The sequence below is a fragment of the Paenibacillus intestini genome (assembly GCF_030803945.1).
GTDB lineage: Bacteria > Bacillota > Bacilli > Paenibacillales > Paenibacillaceae > Paenibacillus > Paenibacillus polysaccharolyticus.
The window spans coordinates 331,669-353,023 of record NZ_JAURUN010000002.1 but is presented as its reverse complement, the minus strand read 5'-3'; the positions used below and the strand labels follow the sequence as shown (position 1 = coordinate 353,023).

Genomic DNA, 21,355 nt, shown 5'->3' with positions numbered 1-21,355 from the left:
CATTGAAAACAAAAGATTTAGCTATCCTTGCGGGGATTATCGGCATTGTGTTGATGATGATTCTCCCGATCCCGGTCTGGCTGCTCGATATGCTGCTTGTTGTCAACATCTCTATTGCTTTGATGATCTTGCTTGTTGCCATGAACAGCAAAGAAGCGTTGCAGTTTTCCATATTTCCGGCTTTGCTGCTCATTACTACTTTGTTCCGTTTGGCACTAAATATCTCAACCACGAAGCTGATCCTTGGTAAAGGGGATGCGGGAGCCGTTGTTGCTACCTTTGGTAGCTGGATAGCTGGCGGGCAGATAGCCATCGGGTTTGTCGTGTTTTTGATCCTGGTGGTGGTACAGTTTATCGTTATTACCAAAGGATCTGAGCGTGTGGCTGAAGTAGCAGCAAGGTTCACCCTTGATGCAATGCCCGGTAAACAAATGAGTATCGATGCGGACTTGAATGCTGGATTAATCAACGAACAGCAGGCCCGTGAGCGTCGTTCCAAAATTGAACGTGAAGCTGACTTTTACGGGGCGATGGATGGTGCCAGCAAATTCGTAAAAGGGGATGCGATTGCAAGTATTATCATTCTCCTGATTAACCTGATCGGTGGCTTTATCATCGGTATGACAGTACATGGTTACGATTTTTCAACATCACTCTCCACATACTCGGTTTTGACGATAGGGGACGGATTGGTTAGTCAGATTCCTGCGCTTCTCATTTCGACAGCAGCGGGGTTGATCGTGACTAGAGCCTCATCGGAAGGAAACTTGGCGGATGACATTACTGGCCAGTTGTTTACATATCCGATACTCATTTATATCGTAGCTTTTGTTATCGCGATGCTGGGATTCTTCACTCCAATTCATGTGATTACAACGCTCCCGCTGGCAGGTGTTCTTGCTTATGCTGCCTGGCGAATGCAGAATAATCTGAATTTGAAACAGGAAGCAGAAGAACAAATGGAAGAAGAACAGCAGATCGAAGAAGTCAGAAGTCCTGAAAGTGTTATTAATTTGCTTCAGGTAGATCCGATAGAATTCGAGTTTGGTTACGGGCTGATTCCACTGGCTGATAATCAACAAGGTGGAGACTTGTTGGATCGAATCATTATGATCCGAAGACAATGTGCTCTTGAACTGGGTTTGGTAGTACCAGTCATCCGTATTCGTGACAATATTCAACTAAGACCTAATGAGTATGTGATCAAAATTAAGGGTAATGCGGTTGGTGGCGGAGAACTGCTGCTGAACCATTATCTTGCGATGAGTCCTGGATATGATGAAGAATCTGTAACAGGAATTGAAACAACAGAGCCGGCATTTGGTTTGCCTGCGCTATGGATTGATGAAGTGACTAAAGATCGGGCAGAGCTCGCTGGATATACGGTAGTCGACCCGCCTTCTGTCGTTGCGACTCATCTAACAGAACTAATCAAGAAACATGCGCACGAATTGCTTGGAAGACAAGAGACGAAGGCACTTGTGGACAACCTTAGAGAGAATTATGCTGCACTGGTGGATGAGTTGATTCCTTCCGTTCTCTCGATTGGTGATGTACAAAAGGTACTAGCCAAGTTGCTACGTGAAAAAGTATCGATTCGAGATATGGTTACCATTTTTGAAACACTTGCAGACTATGGAACTTATACGAAGGATCCAGATGTGTTAACGGAGTACGTTAGACAATCGTTATCTCGTCAGATTACACAACAATTCTCGCAAAAAGGCGAAACCCTTCAAGTGATCACGGTAGGACCAGGACTTGAGAAGAAAATTGCTGAAAGTGTGCAACAATCGGAGCAAGGTAGCTATCTTGCACTGGATCCGGTCTCTACTCAAAGTGTGTACCAAAAGCTGAGTGAACAAGTAAATCGATTAATTCAATCGGGTCAACAGCCCATCGTGTTAACTTCTCCAACCATTCGAATGTATCTGCGTCAGGTGATTGAAAGAACGATGCAGGATATTCCGGTGCTTTCCTATAGCGAGTTGGAGCCGAATGTTGAAATTCAAAGTATCGGGGTGGTGAACTTATGAGAGTAAAACAATACGTTGTTGAGACCATGCCCGAAGCTATGCTTCAAATTCGCAAAGACCTGGGAAGTGATGCCGTCATTCTGTCCACCAAAGAAATCAAGGTGGGCGGAGTGCTCGGGATGTTCCGCAAAAAACGTATCGAAGTGGTTGCAGCAGTAGATAAAGAGCAGCCTAATCAGGCGAATGGTTCTTCTGTTAAGAAGGCGCAAAATTCATTTACGCCTGTGCCTCGTTCGTTTGTACCTGAAGCTTATGCTCAGACCGCTCGTTCGTTTGTAGGGGGTTCCGATGCAAGGGAAACTGTAGCGGCGGTGGACCAAAAAGGGCAGGAGAAAACGGCGGCTGTTCCATCTGTATCCAAATCAAGTGGAATAGATGAAAAAATGGATTACGGCTCAGATTTTCTGAGCAGTGAGCATAAACCGCGACCGCAAGGGGCGGATTTTTCGGGTTCAACGCCTAGTATCCAAGATCGTGGTATGGATCAGCAGCAGGATATGCTGTTGAACGAGTTACAGGACTTGAAGCAGATGATGACCAAGCTTTCCAAGCAAGGAACAGTTGCGACAACAATTCCTGAAGAATTAATGAAGAGCCAGGAGCGGCTTGCGGACCAAGAAATTTGGCCGGAAGTATGGGAATCCTGGTTTGAACCTATTGAGCAGGGGTTAGCTGAAGGTAAATTGCAAGAATCGGATGTTGAAGAGGCACTTCGGTTGGAGATAGCGACTTTTCTGAAAGACCGTATTCAAGAGGGCATCATGCCTAGCACTCGAATTGTATATGTGGCTGGACCTACAGGAGTAGGAAAAACAACAACGATTGCCAAACTGGCTGCGGAGCAGATGTTTAAAAAACAGCGTAAAGTTGGTTTTATTACGTCAGATACGTACCGTATCTCTGCAGTTGAACAGCTAAGAACGTATGCATCGATTCTGAACGTGCCGCTTGAAGTTGTGCAGTCGCCAGGAGATACGCAACGTGCCATATCACGGCTAGAAAACTGCGATCTGATCTTTATGGATACGGCAGGCAGAAACTATAGAAATGAATTGCTTGTCTCCGAACTGCAGAGTTTACTTGCTCCAGTTGAGAACAGTGAAACCTTTCTGGTGATGAGTATGACTGCGAAAAGCATGGATATGGTACAAATTACTGAGCATTTCAGTAAATATGGATTGGATAAAGTGATCTTTACCAAAATGGATGAAACAGGAACTTGCGGTCCGCTCTTTAATCTTCTACATCGTTTCCCGCTCAAACTTGCTTATGTGGCAAATGGTCAGAATGTTCCTGATGATCTGCTGAAGCCCAATGTGGAATGGTTGTCCCATGCGTTATTGGGAGACGGGACACAACAATGAAGGATCAGGCAGCATCACTCCGAAGTTTGGTCTCCGCGCCACTCGAGAGCGATAAAAGCAAAGTGAGTAGCCGTTCCTCCAAAATTATTACGGTAGCTAGTGGTAAAGGTGGGGTAGGCAAGTCCAATTTCACATTAAACTTTGCACTGACTCTTCATTCTATGGGTAAAAAAGTGCTGGTGTTTGATGCAGATATCGGTATGGCAAATATCGATGTTTTAATGGGAACTTCTTCTTCCTATAATCTGTATCATCTTTTATACCGACATAAAACTATAAGGGAAATCATACAACTTGGTGCTGATGGCCTGCCATATATTGCGGGGGGGTCGGGGATGAAGGAATTATTCTCCTTGTCTGATCGGGATCTGGAGTTTTTTGCCAGTGAGGTGGAGGACATTGCGCAAGAGATGGATTACGTCATTTTCGATACCGGGGCTGGCCTTTCCAGGGAAAATATGAGATTCATCGGCGCTGCTGATGAATGCCTGATTGTAACTACTCCTGAACCGACTTCAATAACAGATGCTTATGCCTTAGTTAAAGTCATGCACGGCGAGGAGCACGCAACTCCTTTTCGAATGATTGTAAATCGGGTTGAAGATGAAAGGGAGGCGGAGCGTGTAGCAGATAAAATAGCTGGAGTGGCGAGAAGGTTTTTGCAAACAGATATCCCGCTTCTTGGGTATATTTCAGAGGATGCTCAGGTTGTGACAGCAGTAAAGAAACAGATGCCTTATCGATTAGCCTATCCTCATTGCAAGGCTTCTAAAGATATACAAAAACTTGCTCTTCGATATCTGGCTGTACCTGCAGCTCCGGAATCCGGAACCTTGTCAGGAATCAGAGGATTTATGAAAAAGTGGCTTAAACGAACAACATGATTTCTGAAAAAAGGAAACAGAGGTGACACAATATGGCGGTCTATCAAGTATTGGTTGTCGATGATTCCGCTTTTATGCGCAAAATTGTGACGGATTTAATTGAAGCGGACTCAGAGTTCAAGGTTACGGCCACAGCGTCAAATGGCAAAGAAGCTATACAAAAAGCATTAGAGTTGAAACCTGATATGATCACAATGGATGTTGAAATGCCGGAAATGAATGGGCTGGATGCGCTTAAATCCATAATGGAGGATTCCTTCATTCCTGTGATTATGCTCTCTGGTATTAATGAACAAGGTATGAAAGAGACAATTATGGCTCTCGAAGCTGGTGCATTTGACTTTATTCGTAAGCCGTCTGTTGTGCATGATCAGGATATTGCTCAGGTTGGTAAAGCATTGGTTGAACGAATGCGTGCTGCCATGCATGAAGTGAAGCGAAAAGCTGAGCGTAAAGAATCGATCAAAAAAATGGAGGCTTCCCGCAATACTGTAATTCCTCCAGCACAACCGGTAAAGAAGGAAGAAACGTCGAAGGAAGTTGTTGAACCGCTTCAAAAAACAGTTCCGCCGATACTTCCAAAAAGAGAGAATTCATTTGAAGAGCGTACTGGAGTCTTACAGGCTAAAAAGCAAGCGAGTGTCCCGCTTTCTCCTCCGAAATCGGAGCGTACGATCACGAAAAAGGATGGCTTAGGCAAGCCTGATCAATCTGCTCGTGCGAAAACGGATATACCAAGTAAGCCACCTGTGAGTTCACTGCAAGCTCGTAAAGAGGTCAGATCGGCAGAGGTGCCTCGACTCCAGACGAAACAGCCAGCAACCAGTTCTGCGTCTGCACCTGTTCCTGCGAAGGAGCCAACTAAACTTAATACGGCTTTTAAAACTTCAGCGGGATCGGAAGGATCGTTCAACAAACTTGTTGCGATCGGTTCTTCAACCGGTGGACCAAGAGCTCTCAAGACTTTATTGGAGCAGTTGCCATCGGATTTGCCGGCGCCAGTTATTATTGTGCAGCATATGCCGCCTAATTTCACCCGTTCACTTGCACAACGGTTGAATACATTTAGTCCGCTCCATGTAGTCGAGGCAGAAGACGGTATGGTGCTTAAAAAAGGAACGGCTTATATCGCACCTGGTGGTTTCCATTTGAGAGTTCACAAGACAGCAGATGGAAGGTTTATCTTGAAGTTGAGTGAGGATCAACAGGTGAACGGTCACAGACCTTCAGTGGATACGATGTTTGAGTCGCTTCTGCCGTTTACATCTTTACAACGACATCTTGTTCTTCTGACAGGTATGGGGAGCGACGGGGCGCGTATGATGAAAAAATTATACGAGACTGGAGTCACATCAACGTTTGCCGAAAATGAAGAAACTTGTGTTGTCTATGGTATGCCGCGTTCAGCTGTGGAGCTGCAATGCGTGCGTCATCTTCTGCCCCTGCAGGAGATTGCGCCAAAACTTGTTCAAGCAGTGAAATAACGGAGTGTAACTTACGGAGGAGGTGCCTCACAATGGACATGAACCAATATTTATCCATGTTTATTGATGAGTCTAACGATCATCTACAATCTCTTAACGAAAACATGCTACAACTAGAAGCGAATCCGGAAGATCTGGGTATAGTGCAGGTCATCTTCCGTTCAGCTCATACTCTCAAAGGTATGGCGGCAACCATGGGATTCGAGGATTTGGCTTCACTGACACACAAAATGGAAAATGTACTGGATATGGTTCGTAATGAAAAGCTGAAAATGCAGGATTACATTTTTGACACCATGTTCAAGAGTTTGGATGCTTTGGAGACTATGGTTCAGGATATTACAGGTGGCGGTGAAGGTAAAGCGGATGTCTCCTCCATTGTTGCTTCGCTTCAGGCTATTGAAAGTGGCGAATGGACAGGAGGCAGTGCTCCTGTTGCAAAGGTAGACAAGCAAACGAACTCCTCGATCTCCAATGCTGTAGAACTGGATGAATTCCAATATTCAGTTCTTGATCAGTCGATCGCAGAAGGTCACCGTGTATTCTACGTTGACGTCCTTGTGAGTGAGCATAGTCAGTTAAAAGGTGTTCGGGCATACATGGTATTTGACATGCTTGAGCGTTCAGGTGAGGTTGTTAAAGCCTATCCTTCTGTTCAGGATATCGAGCAAGAGAAGTTTGAGCGCAGTTTCTCGTTGTATTACATAACGACCAAAGAGGCGCAAGAACTGGAAAAGGGTATTATGAGCATCTCGGAAATTGAGAGTGCCAAATTGATTCAGCTGGATCAAGAAACGTTGCAACAGATGACCAATCAGGCGGCAGCCGCGGTTGCGGTAGAAGCAGCACCAGCACCAGCACCTGAGGTTGGTAAGGATACGCCTGTTTTAGATTCTAAACCTCAAGAAGAAGGCAAAGCAGCTCCCGCGAAGGCAGCAACGCCAAAACAGGCAGCCGCACCTTCACGCACAATTCGTGTTGACATTGAGCGTCTTGATGTGCTGATGAACTTGTTCAGCGAATTATTGATTGACCGTTCACGCCTTGAACAATTAGCAAGTGAGACAGGCAATAACGATCTGTCGGATACTGTAGCTCACTTGAGCCGTGTGAGTACGGACTTGCAGAACATCGTACTGAAATTGCGGATGGTTCCGGTTGATACCGTCTTTAACCGCTTCCCACGGATGATTCGTGACTTGGCTAAAACATTGGATAAAAAGATCGATCTCGTCATTACAGGTGCTGAAACAGAGCTGGACAGAACGGTTATTGATGAAATCGGAGATCCGCTTGTGCATCTGTTGCGTAATGCGGTTGACCATGGTGTTGAATCGATCTCGGAGCGGGTTGCGGCTGGAAAACCGGAAATGGGCACAGTTAACCTGCGAGCTTTCCACAGTGGTAACCACGTGTTTATTGAGATTGAAGATGATGGTAAAGGGATTTATCGTGACAAACTCCTGCAAACAGCGATCAAACGAGGCGTTGTGACGGAGGAGCAAGGTGCGAAAATGAGCGATGATGAAGTCAATCAATTGTTGTTCGCCCCTGGATTTAGTACAGCTGATAAAATCTCGGATATTTCAGGCCGCGGAGTAGGTCTGGACGTTGTAAAATCAAAAATCACTTCGCTTGGCGGTAATGTAACGATTACGTCGACTCCAGGCAAAGGGACTAACTTCTCCGTACAGCTTCCATTGACACTGTCTATCATTGCAGCCATGCTGGTACGACTTGGTTCAGAGAAGTATGCAGTTCCATTGTCTTCCATCGTAGAGACCGCGATTGTACAGCGTGAGCAAGTTCGTAATATCCATGGTAATAAAATGATTACGTTCCGCGAGTCTTTGATTCCTTATCTGTCATTAAGCGAAGTTTTCGGAGTGCCGGATTTCAACGATGCGGATGAGAAAGAAACTGAGATTGTTGTGATTCGAAAAGGAGAGCGTCTGGCAGCTGTCGCTGTTGAAGAATTCATTGGTCAGAGCGAAATAGTTCTGAAGTCTATGGGCACGTATCTTCCTGCGATTGAAGGAATCTCCGGTGCGACGATACTTGGAGATGGACAAGTGGCTTTGATTCTTGATCCAAACGCATTTATTAAATAAGCATAGTGATGGAGTTTTAAATCGAATAGGGAGGTTTTTTACATGGAAGAAGAGTTGAAGGTCATCGTCTTTAAATTGGGAACCGAAGAGTACGGAATTGAGGTAGACAAGGTTCAGACTATTGAGCGCATGATGCCCATTACCCGCGTTCCCAAAACACTTTCATTTGTAAAAGGAGTTATCAACCTGCGTGGTGTTGTTATTCCGGTTATTGATCTCCGCGGACGCTTCTCCCTTGCGGAAACGGAATATACAGATCAAACGCGGATCGTCATTGTTGGTGTTGACGATATGCAGGTTGGTTTTATCGTTGACTCTGCCAATGATGTTATCGACATTAAAAGCAGTTCGATCGATACTCCGCCTGAAGTGGTTGGTGGCGTGAAAGCGAGATATCTTCGTGGTGTTGCAAAATTGGATGATGGCCGCTTGTTGATTATGCTTAACCTTAACGAAGTATTAAATAAAAGCGAGATTGTGCAGCTGGAAAGTGTTGAGGGCTAGCACGTGGAGATGTTTAACCGATTTGAGGGTTTCCAAATGGATGTGCTCAAAGAGGTCGGTAATATTGGAGCAGGCAACGCCGCTACGGCGTTGTCTCAACTCCTTAACAGACCGATTGATATGGGCGTACCCACCGTTCAGATGCTTCCATTTGAGGAGATTGCTGAAAAAGTGGGTGGTGATGAGCGCATTGTAGTCACAATATTTCTTCGTGTAGAAGGTGAAGCGCCTGGTAATCTCTTCTTTATGATGACACCAGAGGCTGCTAAATTGTTGTTGAACCGCCTCGCTGGTTTTGAGCTGAAAGAAGGTTTGGCGTTCACTGAAATGGAACATTCAGCTCTATCTGAGATCGGAAACATTCTGGCTGGATCTTACCTGTCTTCTCTGGCGGATTTCACAAAGTTATCGATGTACCCAACGGTGCCGGGGCTTGCGATTGATATGGCGGGAGCAATCCTTAGTTATGGACTGTTGCAATTTGGAGAGATGGGCGATGCGGCATTGTTAATTGATACTTCTTTCTTTGAAGGTAGAGATCAAGTAGAAGGGCAATTTTTCCTGATTCCTGATCCGCCGTCATTTGCAAAGATTTTTGAATCGCTAGGGGTGCCACTGGACCATGATTGAGGACAAAAGCATCGTTAAAGTCGGTATGGCGGATCTGAATATCGCTCAACTTCCTGGCGTAATCCGTACAACTGGCTTAGGGTCGTGTGTGGGGCTAACGATGTATGACCCACAGTTGAAACTCGCTGGAATGGCACATGTCATGCTTCCGAGTTCAGAGATTGCCCGGGAGGGTAATTTGAACACGGCCAAATACGCGGATACAGCATTGCCAGAATTGCTTGAGAAGATGCTGAAAATGGGCGCGTCTCAATCGCGAATTGTATCTAAGATGGCCGGAGGTTCGCAGATGTTTGCTTTCTCGGGTGCAGGAGATACAATGCGAATTGGACCGCGAAATGCAGACTCCTGTCGAGAAATGTTGGAACAGCTCAAAATTCCACTTTTGGGCGAAGATACAGGAGGAAATTACGGTCGAACTATCGAAATGAATTGTGAGACAGGACTTTTAACTATTCGCAGCGTACAAATGGGTGTAAAGGAATTATAATACATGATAGGAAACTACCGCATTAATCTTGGAGCAGGCATAGTCGGATTCGTTCTGACTTTTTTTGTAGCATTCAGCAGCAATGTGTTGATGACCAGTTTAATACGCGGATTAATTGGATTCGCAGCCTGGTATGTTCTTGCATATGGTCTGCGTTGGGGATTGGGCATATTGTTTAGCCCTCATGTAGAAAATGGATCTGGTTATGCTTCAGAGGGTACTCAAGATCTAAGAGGTTCACAGGTGGACATCAAACTCGAAGACGATGGACAAGAGCTGAATGACTTGCTCAAGAACGGACAGAGCGACTCCGCCGGGGCTAATCATCCGCCATCTGAGACGAAAGCTCCAACGGGATTTGCTCCCTTGGATCCGCCTAAACTTGTCCGGACCAAGGACCCGGAGGAGTTGGCGCAGGCCGTTCGTCACCTGACAGACAAATAAGGAGGGTGAAAGCAATTGAACGAGCGTAAAGCTTCACATTTGAACCATTCAGATCTGTGGGAAAAGTGGAAAGAATACGGAGATCTTGAAGCAAAGAAATTGTTGATCGAAAAATATCTTCATATTGTTAACTATGTGTCAGGCCGTCTGGCCGTTGGTTTACCCAAAAACGTTCCGAAAGATGACTTGGAAAGCAACGGGGTAATGGGTCTAATTGATGCACTGGAAAAATTCGATTATGAACGAGGCTTGCAATTCGAGACATATGCTTCATGGAGGGTTCGCGGAGCCATACTCGACGGATTGCGTCAAGGAGACTGGGTTCCCAGATCTGTACGTGAAAAAGCGAAACGGATAGAAGATGCCTACCAGCAATTGGAGCAGACCTATTTGCGTTCTGTGAGTGATGAAGAAATGAGCCAGTATCTGGACGTGTCAACAAAGGATTTTCAACATATGCTTCAGGAGGTAGCAGTTATGTCGCTCTGCTCGCTGGAAGATCCGATCCGGGAAGAAGAGTCAGAGACACGTCTGTCTTTAATGGTAGATGAAAAAGCCAAAAATCCGGATTATAAAGTCAATGAATTTTATTTAAAAGAAGCGCTGGTCCAAGGGCTTGAGAAGCTGACAGTGAAAGAACGAACGGTGGTCTCCCTTTTATATTACGAAGACCTTTCTTTAAGTGAAATTGCAGAGGTCATGTCTCTTTCGCCGTCTCGTATCTCCCAACTACATTCCAAAGCTATATTGCGGCTTCGCGGCACACTGGATAAACAAAAAGATCTACTGATGCGTAAAGACTAGAGAGCAGAAGTTAAGATTCGTATAGGGAGTGGACAGGCTAATAAGGAGGAAGATCTGCGTTGACACAACGGACTGTTATGGAAAAATCACTAAACGTTGTTTTATCCGATGATAAATGCATCGCCTATCTTGAATATTACAACGAAGAAGAAGGCTTTTCCTGTACCACGGAAGAGCTTGAACAATTTGTGGAGAGCAAGGGCGTTAAGCATGGTCTATTGCGAGAAGCATTACTAGTATTTGTGAATAACCCGTCTGCCTACCTGAAAGATAAATGCAAGATAGCCGAAGGCGTTTCTCCTGTACAAGGGATTGATGGATATATTCAAGTTTTGATTGGTAAAGAAGATGACAGAGAGCAACGGCCACTTGAAGCAGAAGATGGAAAAGTGGATTACAAAGAGCTGATACAGTTAGACAATGTGCGCAGTGGTCAGATCATTGCAAAGCGTATCGATCCTGTAGATGGCACACCAGGTAAAGCAGTGACTGGTGAAGAAATCCCTTTTCGTTCCGGAAAAGAAGCCCGATTCAAAGTTGGAAAAAACGTTGTTGTCAGTCCTGACGGTTCTGCGATGTATGCTGCAATTGACGGCCTGGTGAGCAGGACAGATGGAAACAAGCTTAACGTATTTCCAGTGTACGAAGTCAATGGTGATGTCGATTATAAGCATGGAAATATTGACTTTGTAGGTAATGTCGTGATTCGAGGCAATGTACTAACTGGCTTTAAGGTAAAAGCGGCAGGTGACATTCGTGTCGTCGGAGGTGTCGAAGGAGCAGAGCTGGAGGCAGGTGGCTCTATCGAAATTACCGGTGGCATCATCGGTTACAACAAAGGTTTAATTCATGCCGGGCATCATGTGAAATGCACATTCATTCAAGAAGGCAACGTTGATGCAGGTGAAGATGTACTTGTATCCCAGAGTATTATGCACTCCAATGTCCGTGCGGGTCATGCTGTAATCTGTGCAGGAACAAAAGGACTTATCGTTGGCGGCTCAACACAGGCCGGAGAGCACGTATCTGCGCGTGTTATTGGTAACACGATGTCTACAGTCACCTCGATTGAGGTTGGCGTGTTACCAAGACTCCGTAACGAAATGAATGAATTGCGTAAAGAAATGAGAGAACAGATGGACTCCTTGGATAAAACCAAGAAAGCATTGACTCTACTTGATCAGCTGGCTGCAGCAGGACAACTAACGCCAGACAAGATGGCGATGAGAATCAAATTAAACTCAACTCAAAAAGCGGCTCTTCATCAGAGTGAAGAAATGAAAATGCGTATCTTGGAAATTGAAAAGGTACTTGAAGATACAAGCAGAGCTCGTGTTGATATTTTGAAGATGATCTACGGGGGCTCTAAAATAGTTATCGGCAGATATACGAAATTTATTAAAGATCCCGTTAGCCGAATGTCATTTTATTATCAGGACGGAGATATTACCATGGTGCCGTACGTTTAAAACCAGCAACATCCTTTTGAGGAAATCCATTCGAAACCGTGAGGTGAGCGTATGAGTTTCAAAGCAGTGGAGTTGCAGATTGCGGTACCGCGAACGAGTGAAGCAGGACGATATCAAAGTGAAGCCCAGCAGAGACCGGTTACTGACCAGAATCTGCTCGCCGAACAGACGAATAAAGAAGCCAATGAGGCACGGCAGCGCAGTGAAGCCATGGCTGAGACATCGCATACTTCGGTACGAGATGGTCATGCAGACGGGCGAGACCAGCATAGTGGGACTGATGGACGGGAGACGATGGATGAGCAGGAGCACTTGAAACTTGCTGAACATCCCTACAAAGGTAAACATATTGATCTGTCTATGTAAAAGACTACAAACATGCTGGAAGCTTGCGCCCGAGGGTGGTCGTAACAAAAGGAGAGAAGCAATTTGTCACCATGGATCATTATTGTCATATTAGGAGCTTGCGCAATTGCTTATGCTTTCATAATGCCTCGTAAGGACAAAGTACAGCAACCATCGCATCAGTTGGTGCAGGAGATGGAGTCAACGCTTGAACATTATATGACAGAGATTGAACAAGATAACGATGCTCTTATTCAACGTGTGGCTGAACTCAAAGGTGAAGCCACCGCAGCAGATCATCGGATGCAGTCACAGCTTCAGGAATTACAACAACGGCTTGACCAGCTGGAGCAGCAAAAGGTTAAGACAACTGAACTCAGCACTGCAGAGAACATAATGGGCCAGAGATCAGAGGGTTTACAAGCACAAAGCCTCATGGACAGTGTCAGGGTTGAAACGAATCAACAAATTGCATCAGCATCAAAGCTACAAGATAACCCGCAGCAAGAAGAAGATCAGAAGGGTGAATCGATTAAAGATCGTTACACAGAGCTTTTTAGGCTACATGATGAAGGAAAGTCTATGGATGCTATTTCTAGACAAACAGGCATACAGCTTGGTGAGGTGCAATTAATACTGCAGCTTGCAGAGCGGGAGGAGAGCTGACCATGGACAAGCGATCTTTGTGGATTGGTATAGGAAGTGGCATGATTACAGGAGCAATCTTGCTTCAACTAGCTACGGTGGGGCAAAAAGCCCTGTCTGACAGTAATTTGGAACCGGTACAACGTGACAATTGGACGAAAGAACAATTGGAAACAGCAGCAAAGAGTCTGGATATGAAACTGGTTGGTACTCAGGACGAGTTATATACTGAAGCCGAATGGGTGTCAAAGAAAAAGCAGGAAAGCAGCCAGATGCAAGGGAAGTCAGCTGAAAAACCACAGCAAACCACCTCTGCTGCAGAACCGACAGAACCAACGCAGCCACAGACAGATCAACCCAAGACGAATACACCTGTGACGCCAACTAAACCTAATGGACCGGCCGTAACATTTAAGGTTCGTTCTGGAAATAGTTTGGTTATGGTTGCCGAAAATCTGAAAGAAGCCGGTATTGTGGACGATGCACAAGCCTTTATCAAGGCAGGGAAGTCTCAAGGTATTAATAAAAAAATTCAAGTGGGCACGTACTCTCTTGAAAAGGGTGAGAGTTTTAAGTCGATTATCGCCAAAATTACCAAAGAACCGTCAAGCTGAGCGTACATGCTCGGACTGGACGGTTCTTTTTGATGGTAGGTGGATTATTTTTGATATAATGTAACTATAAAATTTAGATTCAGATAATGTTGCAACAGACTGACACTTATGATATATTAGATAACGGTGTTAAAACACACGCTGTGCTAATTTTGTTGAGGGTGCTTTCCTAATGGAGAGTCTTAGCGAAAAATGATGCTGGCGGAGGACACAATAAAAAACCATATTAGGAGGTGTGTGAAGATGGCAGTAATCTCCATGAAGCAGCTTCTCGAAGCTGGGGTACACTTCGGTCACCAGACTCGTCGTTGGAACCCAAAAATGGATCGTTATATCTTCACTGAAAGAAACGGAATTTACATCATCGATTTGCAAAAAACGGTGAAAAAAGTCGAAGAGGCTTACAACTTCGTTAAAGGAATCGCAGGCGAGAATGGTACTATTCTTTTCGTAGGTACTAAAAAACAAGCTCAAGACTCCGTTAAAGAAGAAGCTGAACGCGCTGGTCAATTCTACATTAACCAACGTTGGCTCGGCGGTACCCTGACTAACTTCTCTACTATTCAAAAACGTATTGATCGTTTGAAACAGTTGGAAGCTTGGGAAGAAGACGGTACTTTCGCTGTTCTGCCTAAAAAAGAAGTTATCTTGCTTCGCAAAGAAAAAGATCGTCTCGAGAAATTCTTGGGCGGTATTAAAAATATGAAAGGCCTGCCTAGCGCCCTGTTCATCATCGATCCACGCAAAGAGCGTATCGCTGTTGCTGAAGCTCGCAAATTGGGTATCCCAATTGTTGGTATCGTTGATACTAACTGCGATCCAGACGAGATCGATTATGTTATCCCAGGTAATGACGACGCGATCCGCGCTGTTAAATTGCTGACAGGTAAAATGGCTGATGCCGTTATCGAAGCTAACCAAGGCGAAGAAACTTCCGCTTAATAGTTTTCGAACATAACATTCATGAATTAAATGAAAAGGGTGGTTGGTAGGTGGATAACCTCTCACTGCCCTTTTTTTAGAGTGTACGTGTACGTACAATACTTAATCTGGAGGGAATTTATAATGGCAGTTAATGCGAGTGCAGTAAAAGAACTTCGCGAAAGAACGGGCGCTGGTATGCTCGATTGTAAGAAAGCACTGGAAGAAGCAAACGGTGATGTAACGAAAGCGGCTGAATTGTTGCGTGAAAAAGGTCTTTCTGCAGCAGCAAGCAAAGCAGGTCGTGCAGCTACTGAAGGCGCTGTAGAATCTTACATCCACGCTGGCGGACGTATCGGTGTCTTGGTTGAAGTTAACTGCGAAACTGACTTCGTTGGTAAAACGGATCAATTTAAGGATTTCGTTAGAGACGTAGCTATGCAAATCGCTGCAGCTAATCCTAAATATGTTACACGCGAAGAAGTTCCTACAGATGAGTTGGAAAAAGAAAAAGAAATCTTGAAAGCTCAAGCTCTTAACGAAGGTAAACCAGAAAAAATCATTGAGAAAATGGTTGAAGGCCGTATCGGTAAATACTACGAAGAATATTGCCTGATGGAACAAACTTTTGTTAAAGATCCAGATAAAACAATTTCCCAATTGTTGAATGAAAAAATCAGCCAAATTGGTGAAAACATCTCCATCCGTCGTTTCGTTCGTTACGAACTGGGTGAAGGTTTGGAGAAAAAAGTGGATAATTTCGTAGAAGAAGTTATGTCCCAAGTTAACAAATAAGACGTTATCAAGCCGACAAAGCAGGATTGATTTTCGAAGATATAAGAATGATGAAACTTCGAAGCGTAAACTCCCTTATATCTCAGGAAAACAATGACTGAACGGCAATTTGTTTTTCCTAAAAGAGCGGAACACTTCTGTGTTCCTTTCTTTTTAAGCAGGAGTCCATGCGCGAGAAGTTTTGTTGGTTGGACACTGGAAGGTGTTCAATTCAAAGTGGAGGGTGAACAATTGGAACAGCCAGTATTTAAACGTGTTGTCTTAAAGGTGAGCGGAGAGTCTCTTTCCGGTCAAAACGGCTATGGCATTGATGCAGTAACGATCTCATCCATTGCCCAGCAGGTAAAAGATGTAGTTGCGCTTGGCGTACAGGTTGCGATTGTATGCGGCGGAGGAAACATCTGGCGCGGTATTGCTGGCAGTGAAAACGGGATTGATCGTGCAACTGCGGACTATATGGGTATGCTCGCGACGGTGATGAACTCTCTGGCGCTGCAAGACGCACTTGAACAGATTGAAGTGCCAACTCGTGTGCAGACATCAATTGCTATGCAGCAGATTGCTGAGCCGTACATTCGTCGTAAAGCCATTCGTCATCTGGAGAAAGGCCGTGTCGTTATTTTTGCAGCAGGTACAGGTAATCCGTTCTTCTCCACGGATACAACAGCAGCACTGCGCGCAGCGGAGATTGAAGCAGAAGTGATCTTGATGGCCAAAAATAAAGTGGATGGTGTCTATTCGGCAGATCCATTCAAAGACAGCACAGCTGAAAAGTTTGAGCAGTTGACATACCTGGATGTACTTAACAAAAACCTTGGCGTAATGGATTCAACGGCGTCCTCGCTCTGCATGGATAACAACATTCCGTTGATTGTATTCAACATTACTGAACAAGGTAACATCAAACGTGTTGTTCTGGGCGAGCGTATCGGAACAATCGTTAAAGGGAGTGTAGATTAATGCCACAAGCAGTTAAACAACATGCTGAAGAGCGTATGGAAAAAGCAATTCAGGCATTGCGCCGTGACCTAGCTACGTTGCGTGCAGGTCGTGCAACGCCTGCTCTTCTGGATCGTGTGCAAGTTGAGTATTATGGTGCAATGACACCTCTGAACCAATTGGCAAATATCAGTACACCGGACTCCCGGACACTGATGATTCAGCCTTGGGACAAATCAGCGATGAGTGATATCGAACGTGCGATTATGAAATCAGACCTGGGTCTGACCCCGGCTAACGATGGCAGTATGATTCGTCTCGCTATTCCGCCGCTGACGGAAGAGCGTAGAGCTGAGCTTGTCAAACTAACCAAAAAGTTTGGCGAAGAAGGTAAAGTTGCGATTCGTAACATTCGCCGTGATGCGAATGATGATATTAAGAAAATGGAAAAGTCCGAGATTTCCGAAGATGAATCCCGGAGACATCAGGACGACATCCAAAAGTCGACTGATAAATTTATCGCTGAAGTCGATAAGGTACTTGCTGCCAAAGAAAAAGAAATCATGGAAGTGTAAGACAAGCGCAGCCCCTCCAATACGGTGGGGTTTTGTCTCTTTTTCCAAGCTTCAGATGAAGAAACTTCAGGGATTTTGGAGGAACAGGAATGATCAAACGGGTTCGGTCGTGGTGGAATGGGGCTGACAAGCAGGAAACGCTGACTATATCCGAGGATAATATCCCGCAGCACGTCGCCATCATTATGGACGGCAATGGACGATGGGCCAAACGTCTGGGTCTCCCGCGTATAGCTGGACACCAGAACGGCATGAAGGCAGTCAAACGTGCAACCATCGCGGCGGATGAACTGGGCATCAAATATCTGACGATGTACGCTTTTTCGACAGAAAACTGGACGCGTCCAAAAGAAGAAGTGGATTTTCTGATGAGACTTCCGCAAGAGTTTTTGGCTATTGAGTTAGAAGAACTGATCGAAAAAAATGTACGTATCCGTATGATGGGACATGAGGAACATCTGCCTTCACATACGGTTAATGCTTTGCGGGAAGCTATTCGTCTTACGGAGCATAACACTGGTCTGGTGTTGAACTTTGCAATGAACTATGGAAGCCGCCGGGAGATGACGGAATGTGTGAGAGACATTGCTCTGCAGGTAAAGTCGGGGGAACTGGCTGCAGAAGATATCACACCTGAACTTATTGACAAACATATGCTGACCGCAGATATGCCAGATCCGGATCTGTTGATTCGAACGAGCGGAGAACTGCGACTGAGCAATTTTATGTTATGGCAGCTTGCATATAGCGAATTATGGTTTACGGATATATACTGGCCCGAATTTGGCAAACAGCATCTGCTTGAAGCAGTAGCCGAATATCAGCGCAGAACAAGGCGTTACGGCGGTTTGAAATAGATGGAGGATGAAGCCGTTGAAACAGCGATTAACGACTGGAATTATTGCAGGTGTGTTGTTTTTGGGTTTTTGTATGCTTGGCGGGCCTTGGTATCACGGATTGGTCTTGCTTATGGCTCTCATCGGTTATTATGAATTTGTGAAAATGACCGGGGTGAAGCCGTTTTCGGGTGTAGCCCTAATCGGATATGCTGGAATTGTTTCTATGGTATTTCCTTGGGAAATGGTATGGGATGTAAGACCGTTATCCTTGTTTCAAATTTCGTGGATCATCATGCTCATTTTGATGACCGCTTCGGTTGTCACTAAGAACAGATTACCAATTAATACAGTCGCTATGCTTTTCATCGGCGTGTTGTATATTGGAACAGGATTCTATTACATCGCAGAGTCTAGACATTTACATCATGGTTTATTCTGGACATTCCTTCTGCTAGGTTCGATCTGGGCAAGTGATGCCGGAGCATATTTTGTAGGTAAGTGGATTGGGAAAAACAAACTTTGGCCTTCGATCAGTCCAAACAAAACTGTGGAAGGCGCACTCGGCGGCATTGTTATTGCGATTGCCACCGCGGTGGTGTTTGCCTTGGTATCAGATGGCTTGCTCTCCTGGCAGAGAGCAATTCTCATCGGGATTGCTTGTGCGGTAGTTGGTCAGATGGGTGACTTGATCCAGTCAGCCTACAAACGCGTTTACAACATTAAGGATTCAGGCAATCTTCTTCCTGGGCATGGTGGTATTCTGGATCGGTGCGACAGTTGGATTGTGGTGTTTCCATTTGTACATATACTGATGCTACTGCCTTATTAGAAGAAGACGGCTTAAAGATGACTAAGGTGGCTCGCCCACAAGCATTGGATTCGTTAGAGGTGAGGTGCATTAATGAAAAAAATAGCGATTCTTGGTTCGACAGGGTCGATTGGGACACAGACATTGGATGTTGTTGATATGCATCCAGAACACTTTCAAGTGGAAGCACTAGCTGCAGGGGGCAATACAGATTTGCTGATCGAGCAAGCTAGACGTTATCAGCCTAAAAAGATTTCGGTAGGATCAAAAGAGTTGGCTGATAAGATTGCTCCACATGTACCAGCAGGTACGAAAGTGTATTACGGTTCAGAAGGTCTCATCGAGGTTGCTGCAGGAACAGATGCAGACACGGTTGTTACGGCTGTTGTAGGAAGTGTTGGGCTGGAGTCTACGCTTGCAGCGATCGAGTCCGGAAAACAGATTGGACTTGCCAACAAGGAGACTCTGGTTACAGCTGGACACATCGTTATGGAAAGGGCAGTAGCCAAAGGAGTTTCTATTTTACCTGTTGACAGTGAACACTCGGCAATTTTCCAGTGTTTGAATGGAGAGAATCGCTCCAGTGTGGCTGGAATTACATTGACTGCATCAGGTGGTTCATTTCGACATCTTACACGTGAGCAACTACAGCAGGTGACTGTAGAGGATGCACTCAAGCATCCAAACTGGTCCATGGGTTCAAAAATCACGATTGACTCAGCAACGATGGTTAACAAAGGCCTTGAAGTCATTGAGGCACATTGGTTGTTTGGTCTTGATTATGAACAGATTGATGTACTACTTCATCCAGAGAGCATCATTCATTCTTATGTGGAATTTGAAGACACAAGTATCATTGCGCAGCTTGGTACTCCGGATATGCGTGTCCCAATTCAATATGCTTTGACCTATCCTGACCGTATGCCTTCTCCGGCAAAACGGTTGTCTCTTGCCCAAATTGGACAACTTCATTTTAGGGAGATGGATATGGATCGTTTCCCGTGTTTAAGAATGGCATATGAATGTGGTAAAATGGGAGGGACTGCAACGACGGCTTTTAATGCAGCCAATGAGGTTGCTGTAGCACGTTTCTTGCGGAAAGAGATTTCATTCCTTAAAATAGAAGATATCATTGCCTCAGTGCTAGAAGCGCACCAAAATGTGGACAACCCTGATCTGGAGCAAATTGCTGCCTGTGATCAGGATAGCCGCAAGCTTGCTTCCGTGCTGTAATCTCTTTTTTTGAGGTAAACGGAACGAAGCGATTCTCTTGTGCGGGATTAGAGAATAATGATAGTCTAGAGGGACAGACTGCGGTACGTGCCGTGAAGGAGGATGAATAGGGATTGGAAACCATACAAGTGGTATTTCTAACGGTGCTTATGTTCTTTGTCATCGTAACGGTGCATGAATGGGGGCATTATTATTTTGCCAAGCGCGCCGGCATTCTTGTACGGGAATTTGCGATCGGTTTTGGTCCCAAATTATTCTCATATAAAAGAAATGAGACGCAGTTCACACTGCGCTTGCTGCCTTTTGGCGGATATGCACGGATGGCAGGAGAAGACCCGGAACTGATTGAGATTCAAGAAGGACAGACCATAGCGGTACGAACTGTGGACGATCAGGTCAAAATGATCTATTTGGACCAATTGGATAACCGTAAAAATGTGATTCGCGGTGAAGTGATCTCCATTGATATGGAGATCGCGCTTAAGTTACAACTGGATGTGGATGGCGAAGTGCAGCATTATCAAATACATCCACGAGCAATGTTGGTCAGCCGAGGCAAGCAGACACAAATTGCGCCTAAAGATCGACAGTTCGGCAGTAAAACGGTTGCTCAACGCGCTATGGCAATTTTTGCAGGTCCACTCATGAACTTTATTCTTGCTTTTGTTCTGTTCGCTGTTTATGCACAGATGGCAGGCGTTCCGGTGGAAAATCCAAAGAATTTGCAGATCGGTGAAGTGTTTAAAGGCGGAGCGGCAGATCAAGCGAATCTACAAAAGGGCGATATCATTGAAACCATTAACGGTACAGTTATCGGTACGGATTCTAAGAAGATGGTATCCATGATTGCTGAGTCCAAAGACAAGCCGATGGAATGGACTCTGCGCCGGGGGAACGAGACATTTAATGTCACGATTACACCTCGTGCGGTAGAAGGTCAGGAAGGCGGAAAGGTAGGCATTGCGCCTGTCTTGCCGACTCGTTCTGTTGGATTCGTGGAAATGTTCAAGTTCTCGGGAGTAGCTATGGTGGATACGACCAGGGTTATCTTTGAAGGATTCAGACATTTGATTAATCAGTTTAGCATGGATGACATTGGTGGACCTGTGCGTACGTTTGAGGTAACTGGTCAGATTGCCAAGCAAGGTATCGAGCAATTAACAAGATGGGCGGCGATTCTAAGCCTTTATTTGGGAATCTTCAATTTGCTCCCGATTCCTGCGCTTGATGGAAGCCGTCTCGTTTTCCTCGGAATCGAAGCGTTGCGTGGACGTCCGGTTGACCCTAACCGGGAAGGTATGGTGCATTTTGTCGGGTTCGCGATGCTCTTTGTGCTAATGCTGGCTGTAACATATAATGATATACTACGTTTAATTAACGGATAATTACGGTTTGACTATGTTCTGAGTATTCAGTACTAG

At 45.1% G+C, this 21,355-nt stretch carries 22 protein-coding genes; all 22 read left to right on the top strand.

Features of this window, described 5'->3' with window-relative positions:
• Positions 1-2: 2 nt before the first annotated feature.
• The 22 genes from flhA to rseP all read left to right on the top strand — a co-directional run bounded on the left by flhA (position 3) and on the right by rseP (position 21,319).
• Complete coding sequence (flhA, locus tag J2T16_RS06785; protein ID WP_090923857.1) at positions 3-2,036, top strand: flagellar biosynthesis protein FlhA; 2,034 nt, start codon at positions 3-5, stop codon at positions 2,034-2,036.
• Complete coding sequence (gene flhF, locus J2T16_RS06780) at positions 2,033-3,400, top strand: flagellar biosynthesis GTPase FlhF (RefSeq protein ID WP_499017998.1); 1,368 nt, start codon at positions 2,033-2,035, stop codon at positions 3,398-3,400. The genes flhA and flhF overlap by 4 nt, the downstream gene beginning before the upstream one ends.
• Positions 3,397-4,284, top strand: a complete 888-nt coding sequence (locus J2T16_RS06775) for a MinD/ParA family protein (RefSeq protein WP_499017997.1) — start codon at positions 3,397-3,399, stop codon at positions 4,282-4,284. Before flhF ends, J2T16_RS06775 begins: the two co-directional genes overlap by 4 nt.
• Positions 4,285-4,316: 32 nt before the next feature.
• Positions 4,317-5,768 carry a protein-glutamate methylesterase/protein-glutamine glutaminase gene (locus J2T16_RS06770; protein WP_336122375.1) on the top strand — a complete coding sequence of 484 codons (1,452 nt, stop codon included), beginning with the start codon at positions 4,317-4,319 and terminating at the stop codon, positions 5,766-5,768.
• Positions 5,769-5,800: 32 nt separating this feature from the next.
• Positions 5,801-7,879, top strand: a complete 2,079-nt coding sequence (locus J2T16_RS06765) for a chemotaxis protein CheA (RefSeq protein ID WP_253495433.1) — start codon at positions 5,801-5,803, stop codon at positions 7,877-7,879.
• A gap of 42 nt (positions 7,880-7,921) precedes the next feature.
• Positions 7,922-8,383, top strand: a complete 462-nt coding sequence (locus J2T16_RS06760; protein ID WP_090923852.1) for a chemotaxis protein CheW — start codon at positions 7,922-7,924, stop codon at positions 8,381-8,383.
• 9 nt (positions 8,384-8,392) lie between these two features.
• Positions 8,393-9,013 (top strand): chemotaxis protein CheC, encoded by a 621-nt coding sequence (locus J2T16_RS06755; protein WP_221790553.1) that lies wholly within the window; start codon positions 8,393-8,395, stop codon positions 9,011-9,013.
• On the top strand, positions 9,006-9,503 hold the full coding sequence (locus J2T16_RS06750) for a chemotaxis protein CheD (RefSeq protein ID WP_090923851.1): 498 nt from the start codon (positions 9,006-9,008) through the stop codon (positions 9,501-9,503). Before J2T16_RS06755 ends, J2T16_RS06750 begins: the two co-directional genes overlap by 8 nt.
• A gap of 3 nt (positions 9,504-9,506) precedes the next feature.
• A complete protein-coding gene (locus tag J2T16_RS06745; protein WP_090923850.1) occupies positions 9,507-9,947 on the top strand; it encodes a hypothetical protein in 441 nt (146 codons plus the stop codon).
• Positions 9,948-9,962: 15 nt separating this feature from the next.
• Positions 9,963-10,751 (top strand): FliA/WhiG family RNA polymerase sigma factor, encoded by a 789-nt coding sequence (locus J2T16_RS06740; RefSeq protein ID WP_090923849.1) that lies wholly within the window; start codon positions 9,963-9,965, stop codon positions 10,749-10,751.
• 59 nt (positions 10,752-10,810) lie between these two features.
• Positions 10,811-12,220 (top strand): flagellar assembly protein A, encoded by a 1,410-nt coding sequence (locus tag J2T16_RS06735; RefSeq protein WP_221790551.1) that lies wholly within the window; start codon positions 10,811-10,813, stop codon positions 12,218-12,220.
• Positions 12,221-12,271: 51 nt separating this feature from the next.
• A complete protein-coding gene (locus J2T16_RS06730) occupies positions 12,272-12,586 on the top strand; it encodes a hypothetical protein (RefSeq protein WP_221790549.1) in 315 nt (104 codons plus the stop codon).
• A gap of 63 nt (positions 12,587-12,649) precedes the next feature.
• Positions 12,650-13,231 carry a hypothetical protein gene (locus tag J2T16_RS06725; RefSeq protein WP_221790547.1) on the top strand — a complete coding sequence of 194 codons (582 nt, stop codon included), beginning with the start codon at positions 12,650-12,652 and terminating at the stop codon, positions 13,229-13,231.
• 2 nt (positions 13,232-13,233) lie between these two features.
• The gene (locus tag J2T16_RS06720) at positions 13,234-13,824 is read left to right on the top strand and encodes an endolytic transglycosylase MltG (protein ID WP_154886353.1); all 591 of its coding nucleotides are present in this window, start codon (positions 13,234-13,236) and stop codon (positions 13,822-13,824) included.
• 243 nt (positions 13,825-14,067) lie between these two features.
• The gene (gene rpsB / locus J2T16_RS06715) at positions 14,068-14,766 is read left to right on the top strand and encodes a 30S ribosomal protein S2 (protein ID WP_024630243.1); all 699 of its coding nucleotides are present in this window, start codon (positions 14,068-14,070) and stop codon (positions 14,764-14,766) included.
• A gap of 123 nt (positions 14,767-14,889) precedes the next feature.
• Entirely contained in the window at positions 14,890-15,540 is a 651-nt protein-coding gene (gene tsf, locus J2T16_RS06710) for a translation elongation factor Ts (protein WP_056700641.1), read from the top strand.
• A gap of 231 nt (positions 15,541-15,771) precedes the next feature.
• Positions 15,772-16,500, top strand: coding sequence for a UMP kinase (pyrH, locus tag J2T16_RS06705; RefSeq protein ID WP_090923844.1), 729 nt, complete (start codon positions 15,772-15,774; stop codon positions 16,498-16,500).
• On the top strand, positions 16,500-17,054 hold the full coding sequence (frr, locus tag J2T16_RS06700; protein WP_090923843.1) for a ribosome recycling factor: 555 nt from the start codon (positions 16,500-16,502) through the stop codon (positions 17,052-17,054). The genes pyrH and frr overlap by 1 nt, the downstream gene beginning before the upstream one ends.
• Positions 17,055-17,143: 89 nt before the next feature.
• Entirely contained in the window at positions 17,144-17,911 is a 768-nt protein-coding gene (uppS, locus tag J2T16_RS06695; RefSeq protein WP_090923842.1) for an undecaprenyl pyrophosphate synthase, read from the top strand.
• 16 nt (positions 17,912-17,927) lie between these two features.
• Entirely contained in the window at positions 17,928-18,722 is a 795-nt protein-coding gene (locus J2T16_RS06690) for a phosphatidate cytidylyltransferase (protein WP_221790546.1), read from the top strand.
• Positions 18,723-18,794: 72 nt separating this feature from the next.
• Positions 18,795-19,934, top strand: coding sequence for a 1-deoxy-D-xylulose-5-phosphate reductoisomerase (locus J2T16_RS06685; protein ID WP_221790544.1), 1,140 nt, complete (start codon positions 18,795-18,797; stop codon positions 19,932-19,934).
• Between the two features lie 113 nt (positions 19,935-20,047).
• Complete coding sequence (rseP, locus tag J2T16_RS06680) at positions 20,048-21,319, top strand: RIP metalloprotease RseP (RefSeq protein WP_221790541.1); 1,272 nt, start codon at positions 20,048-20,050, stop codon at positions 21,317-21,319.
• The last annotated feature ends 36 nt before the right edge of the window (positions 21,320-21,355 follow it).

Excerpts from the sequence above, each read along its gene's own strand:
- J2T16_RS06765 (WP_253495433.1), top strand. The coding sequence starts at position 5,801 with ATGGACATGAACCAATATTTATCCATGTTTATTGATGAGTCTAACGAT.
- J2T16_RS06730 (WP_221790549.1), top strand. The coding sequence starts at position 12,272 with ATGAGTTTCAAAGCAGTGGAGTTGCAGATTGCGGTACCGCGAACGAGT.
- J2T16_RS06745 (WP_090923850.1), top strand. The coding sequence starts at position 9,507 with ATGATAGGAAACTACCGCATTAATCTTGGAGCAGGCATAGTCGGATTC.
- rpsB (WP_024630243.1), top strand. The coding sequence starts at position 14,068 with ATGGCAGTAATCTCCATGAAGCAGCTTCTCGAAGCTGGGGTACACTTC.
- J2T16_RS06775 (WP_499017997.1), top strand. The coding sequence starts at position 3,397 with ATGAAGGATCAGGCAGCATCACTCCGAAGTTTGGTCTCCGCGCCACTC.
- J2T16_RS06750 (WP_090923851.1), top strand. The coding sequence starts at position 9,006 with ATGATTGAGGACAAAAGCATCGTTAAAGTCGGTATGGCGGATCTGAAT.
- uppS (WP_090923842.1), top strand. The coding sequence starts at position 17,144 with ATGATCAAACGGGTTCGGTCGTGGTGGAATGGGGCTGACAAGCAGGAA.
- frr (WP_090923843.1), top strand. The coding sequence starts at position 16,500 with ATGCCACAAGCAGTTAAACAACATGCTGAAGAGCGTATGGAAAAAGCA.
- flhF (WP_499017998.1), top strand. The coding sequence starts at position 2,033 with ATGAGAGTAAAACAATACGTTGTTGAGACCATGCCCGAAGCTATGCTT.
- J2T16_RS06685 (WP_221790544.1), top strand. The coding sequence starts at position 18,795 with ATGAAAAAAATAGCGATTCTTGGTTCGACAGGGTCGATTGGGACACAG.
- J2T16_RS06720 (WP_154886353.1), top strand. The coding sequence starts at position 13,234 with ATGGACAAGCGATCTTTGTGGATTGGTATAGGAAGTGGCATGATTACA.
- J2T16_RS06755 (WP_221790553.1), top strand. The coding sequence starts at position 8,393 with ATGTTTAACCGATTTGAGGGTTTCCAAATGGATGTGCTCAAAGAGGTC.
- tsf (WP_056700641.1), top strand. The coding sequence starts at position 14,890 with ATGGCAGTTAATGCGAGTGCAGTAAAAGAACTTCGCGAAAGAACGGGC.
- J2T16_RS06760 (WP_090923852.1), top strand. The coding sequence starts at position 7,922 with ATGGAAGAAGAGTTGAAGGTCATCGTCTTTAAATTGGGAACCGAAGAG.
- J2T16_RS06770 (WP_336122375.1), top strand. The coding sequence starts at position 4,317 with ATGGCGGTCTATCAAGTATTGGTTGTCGATGATTCCGCTTTTATGCGC.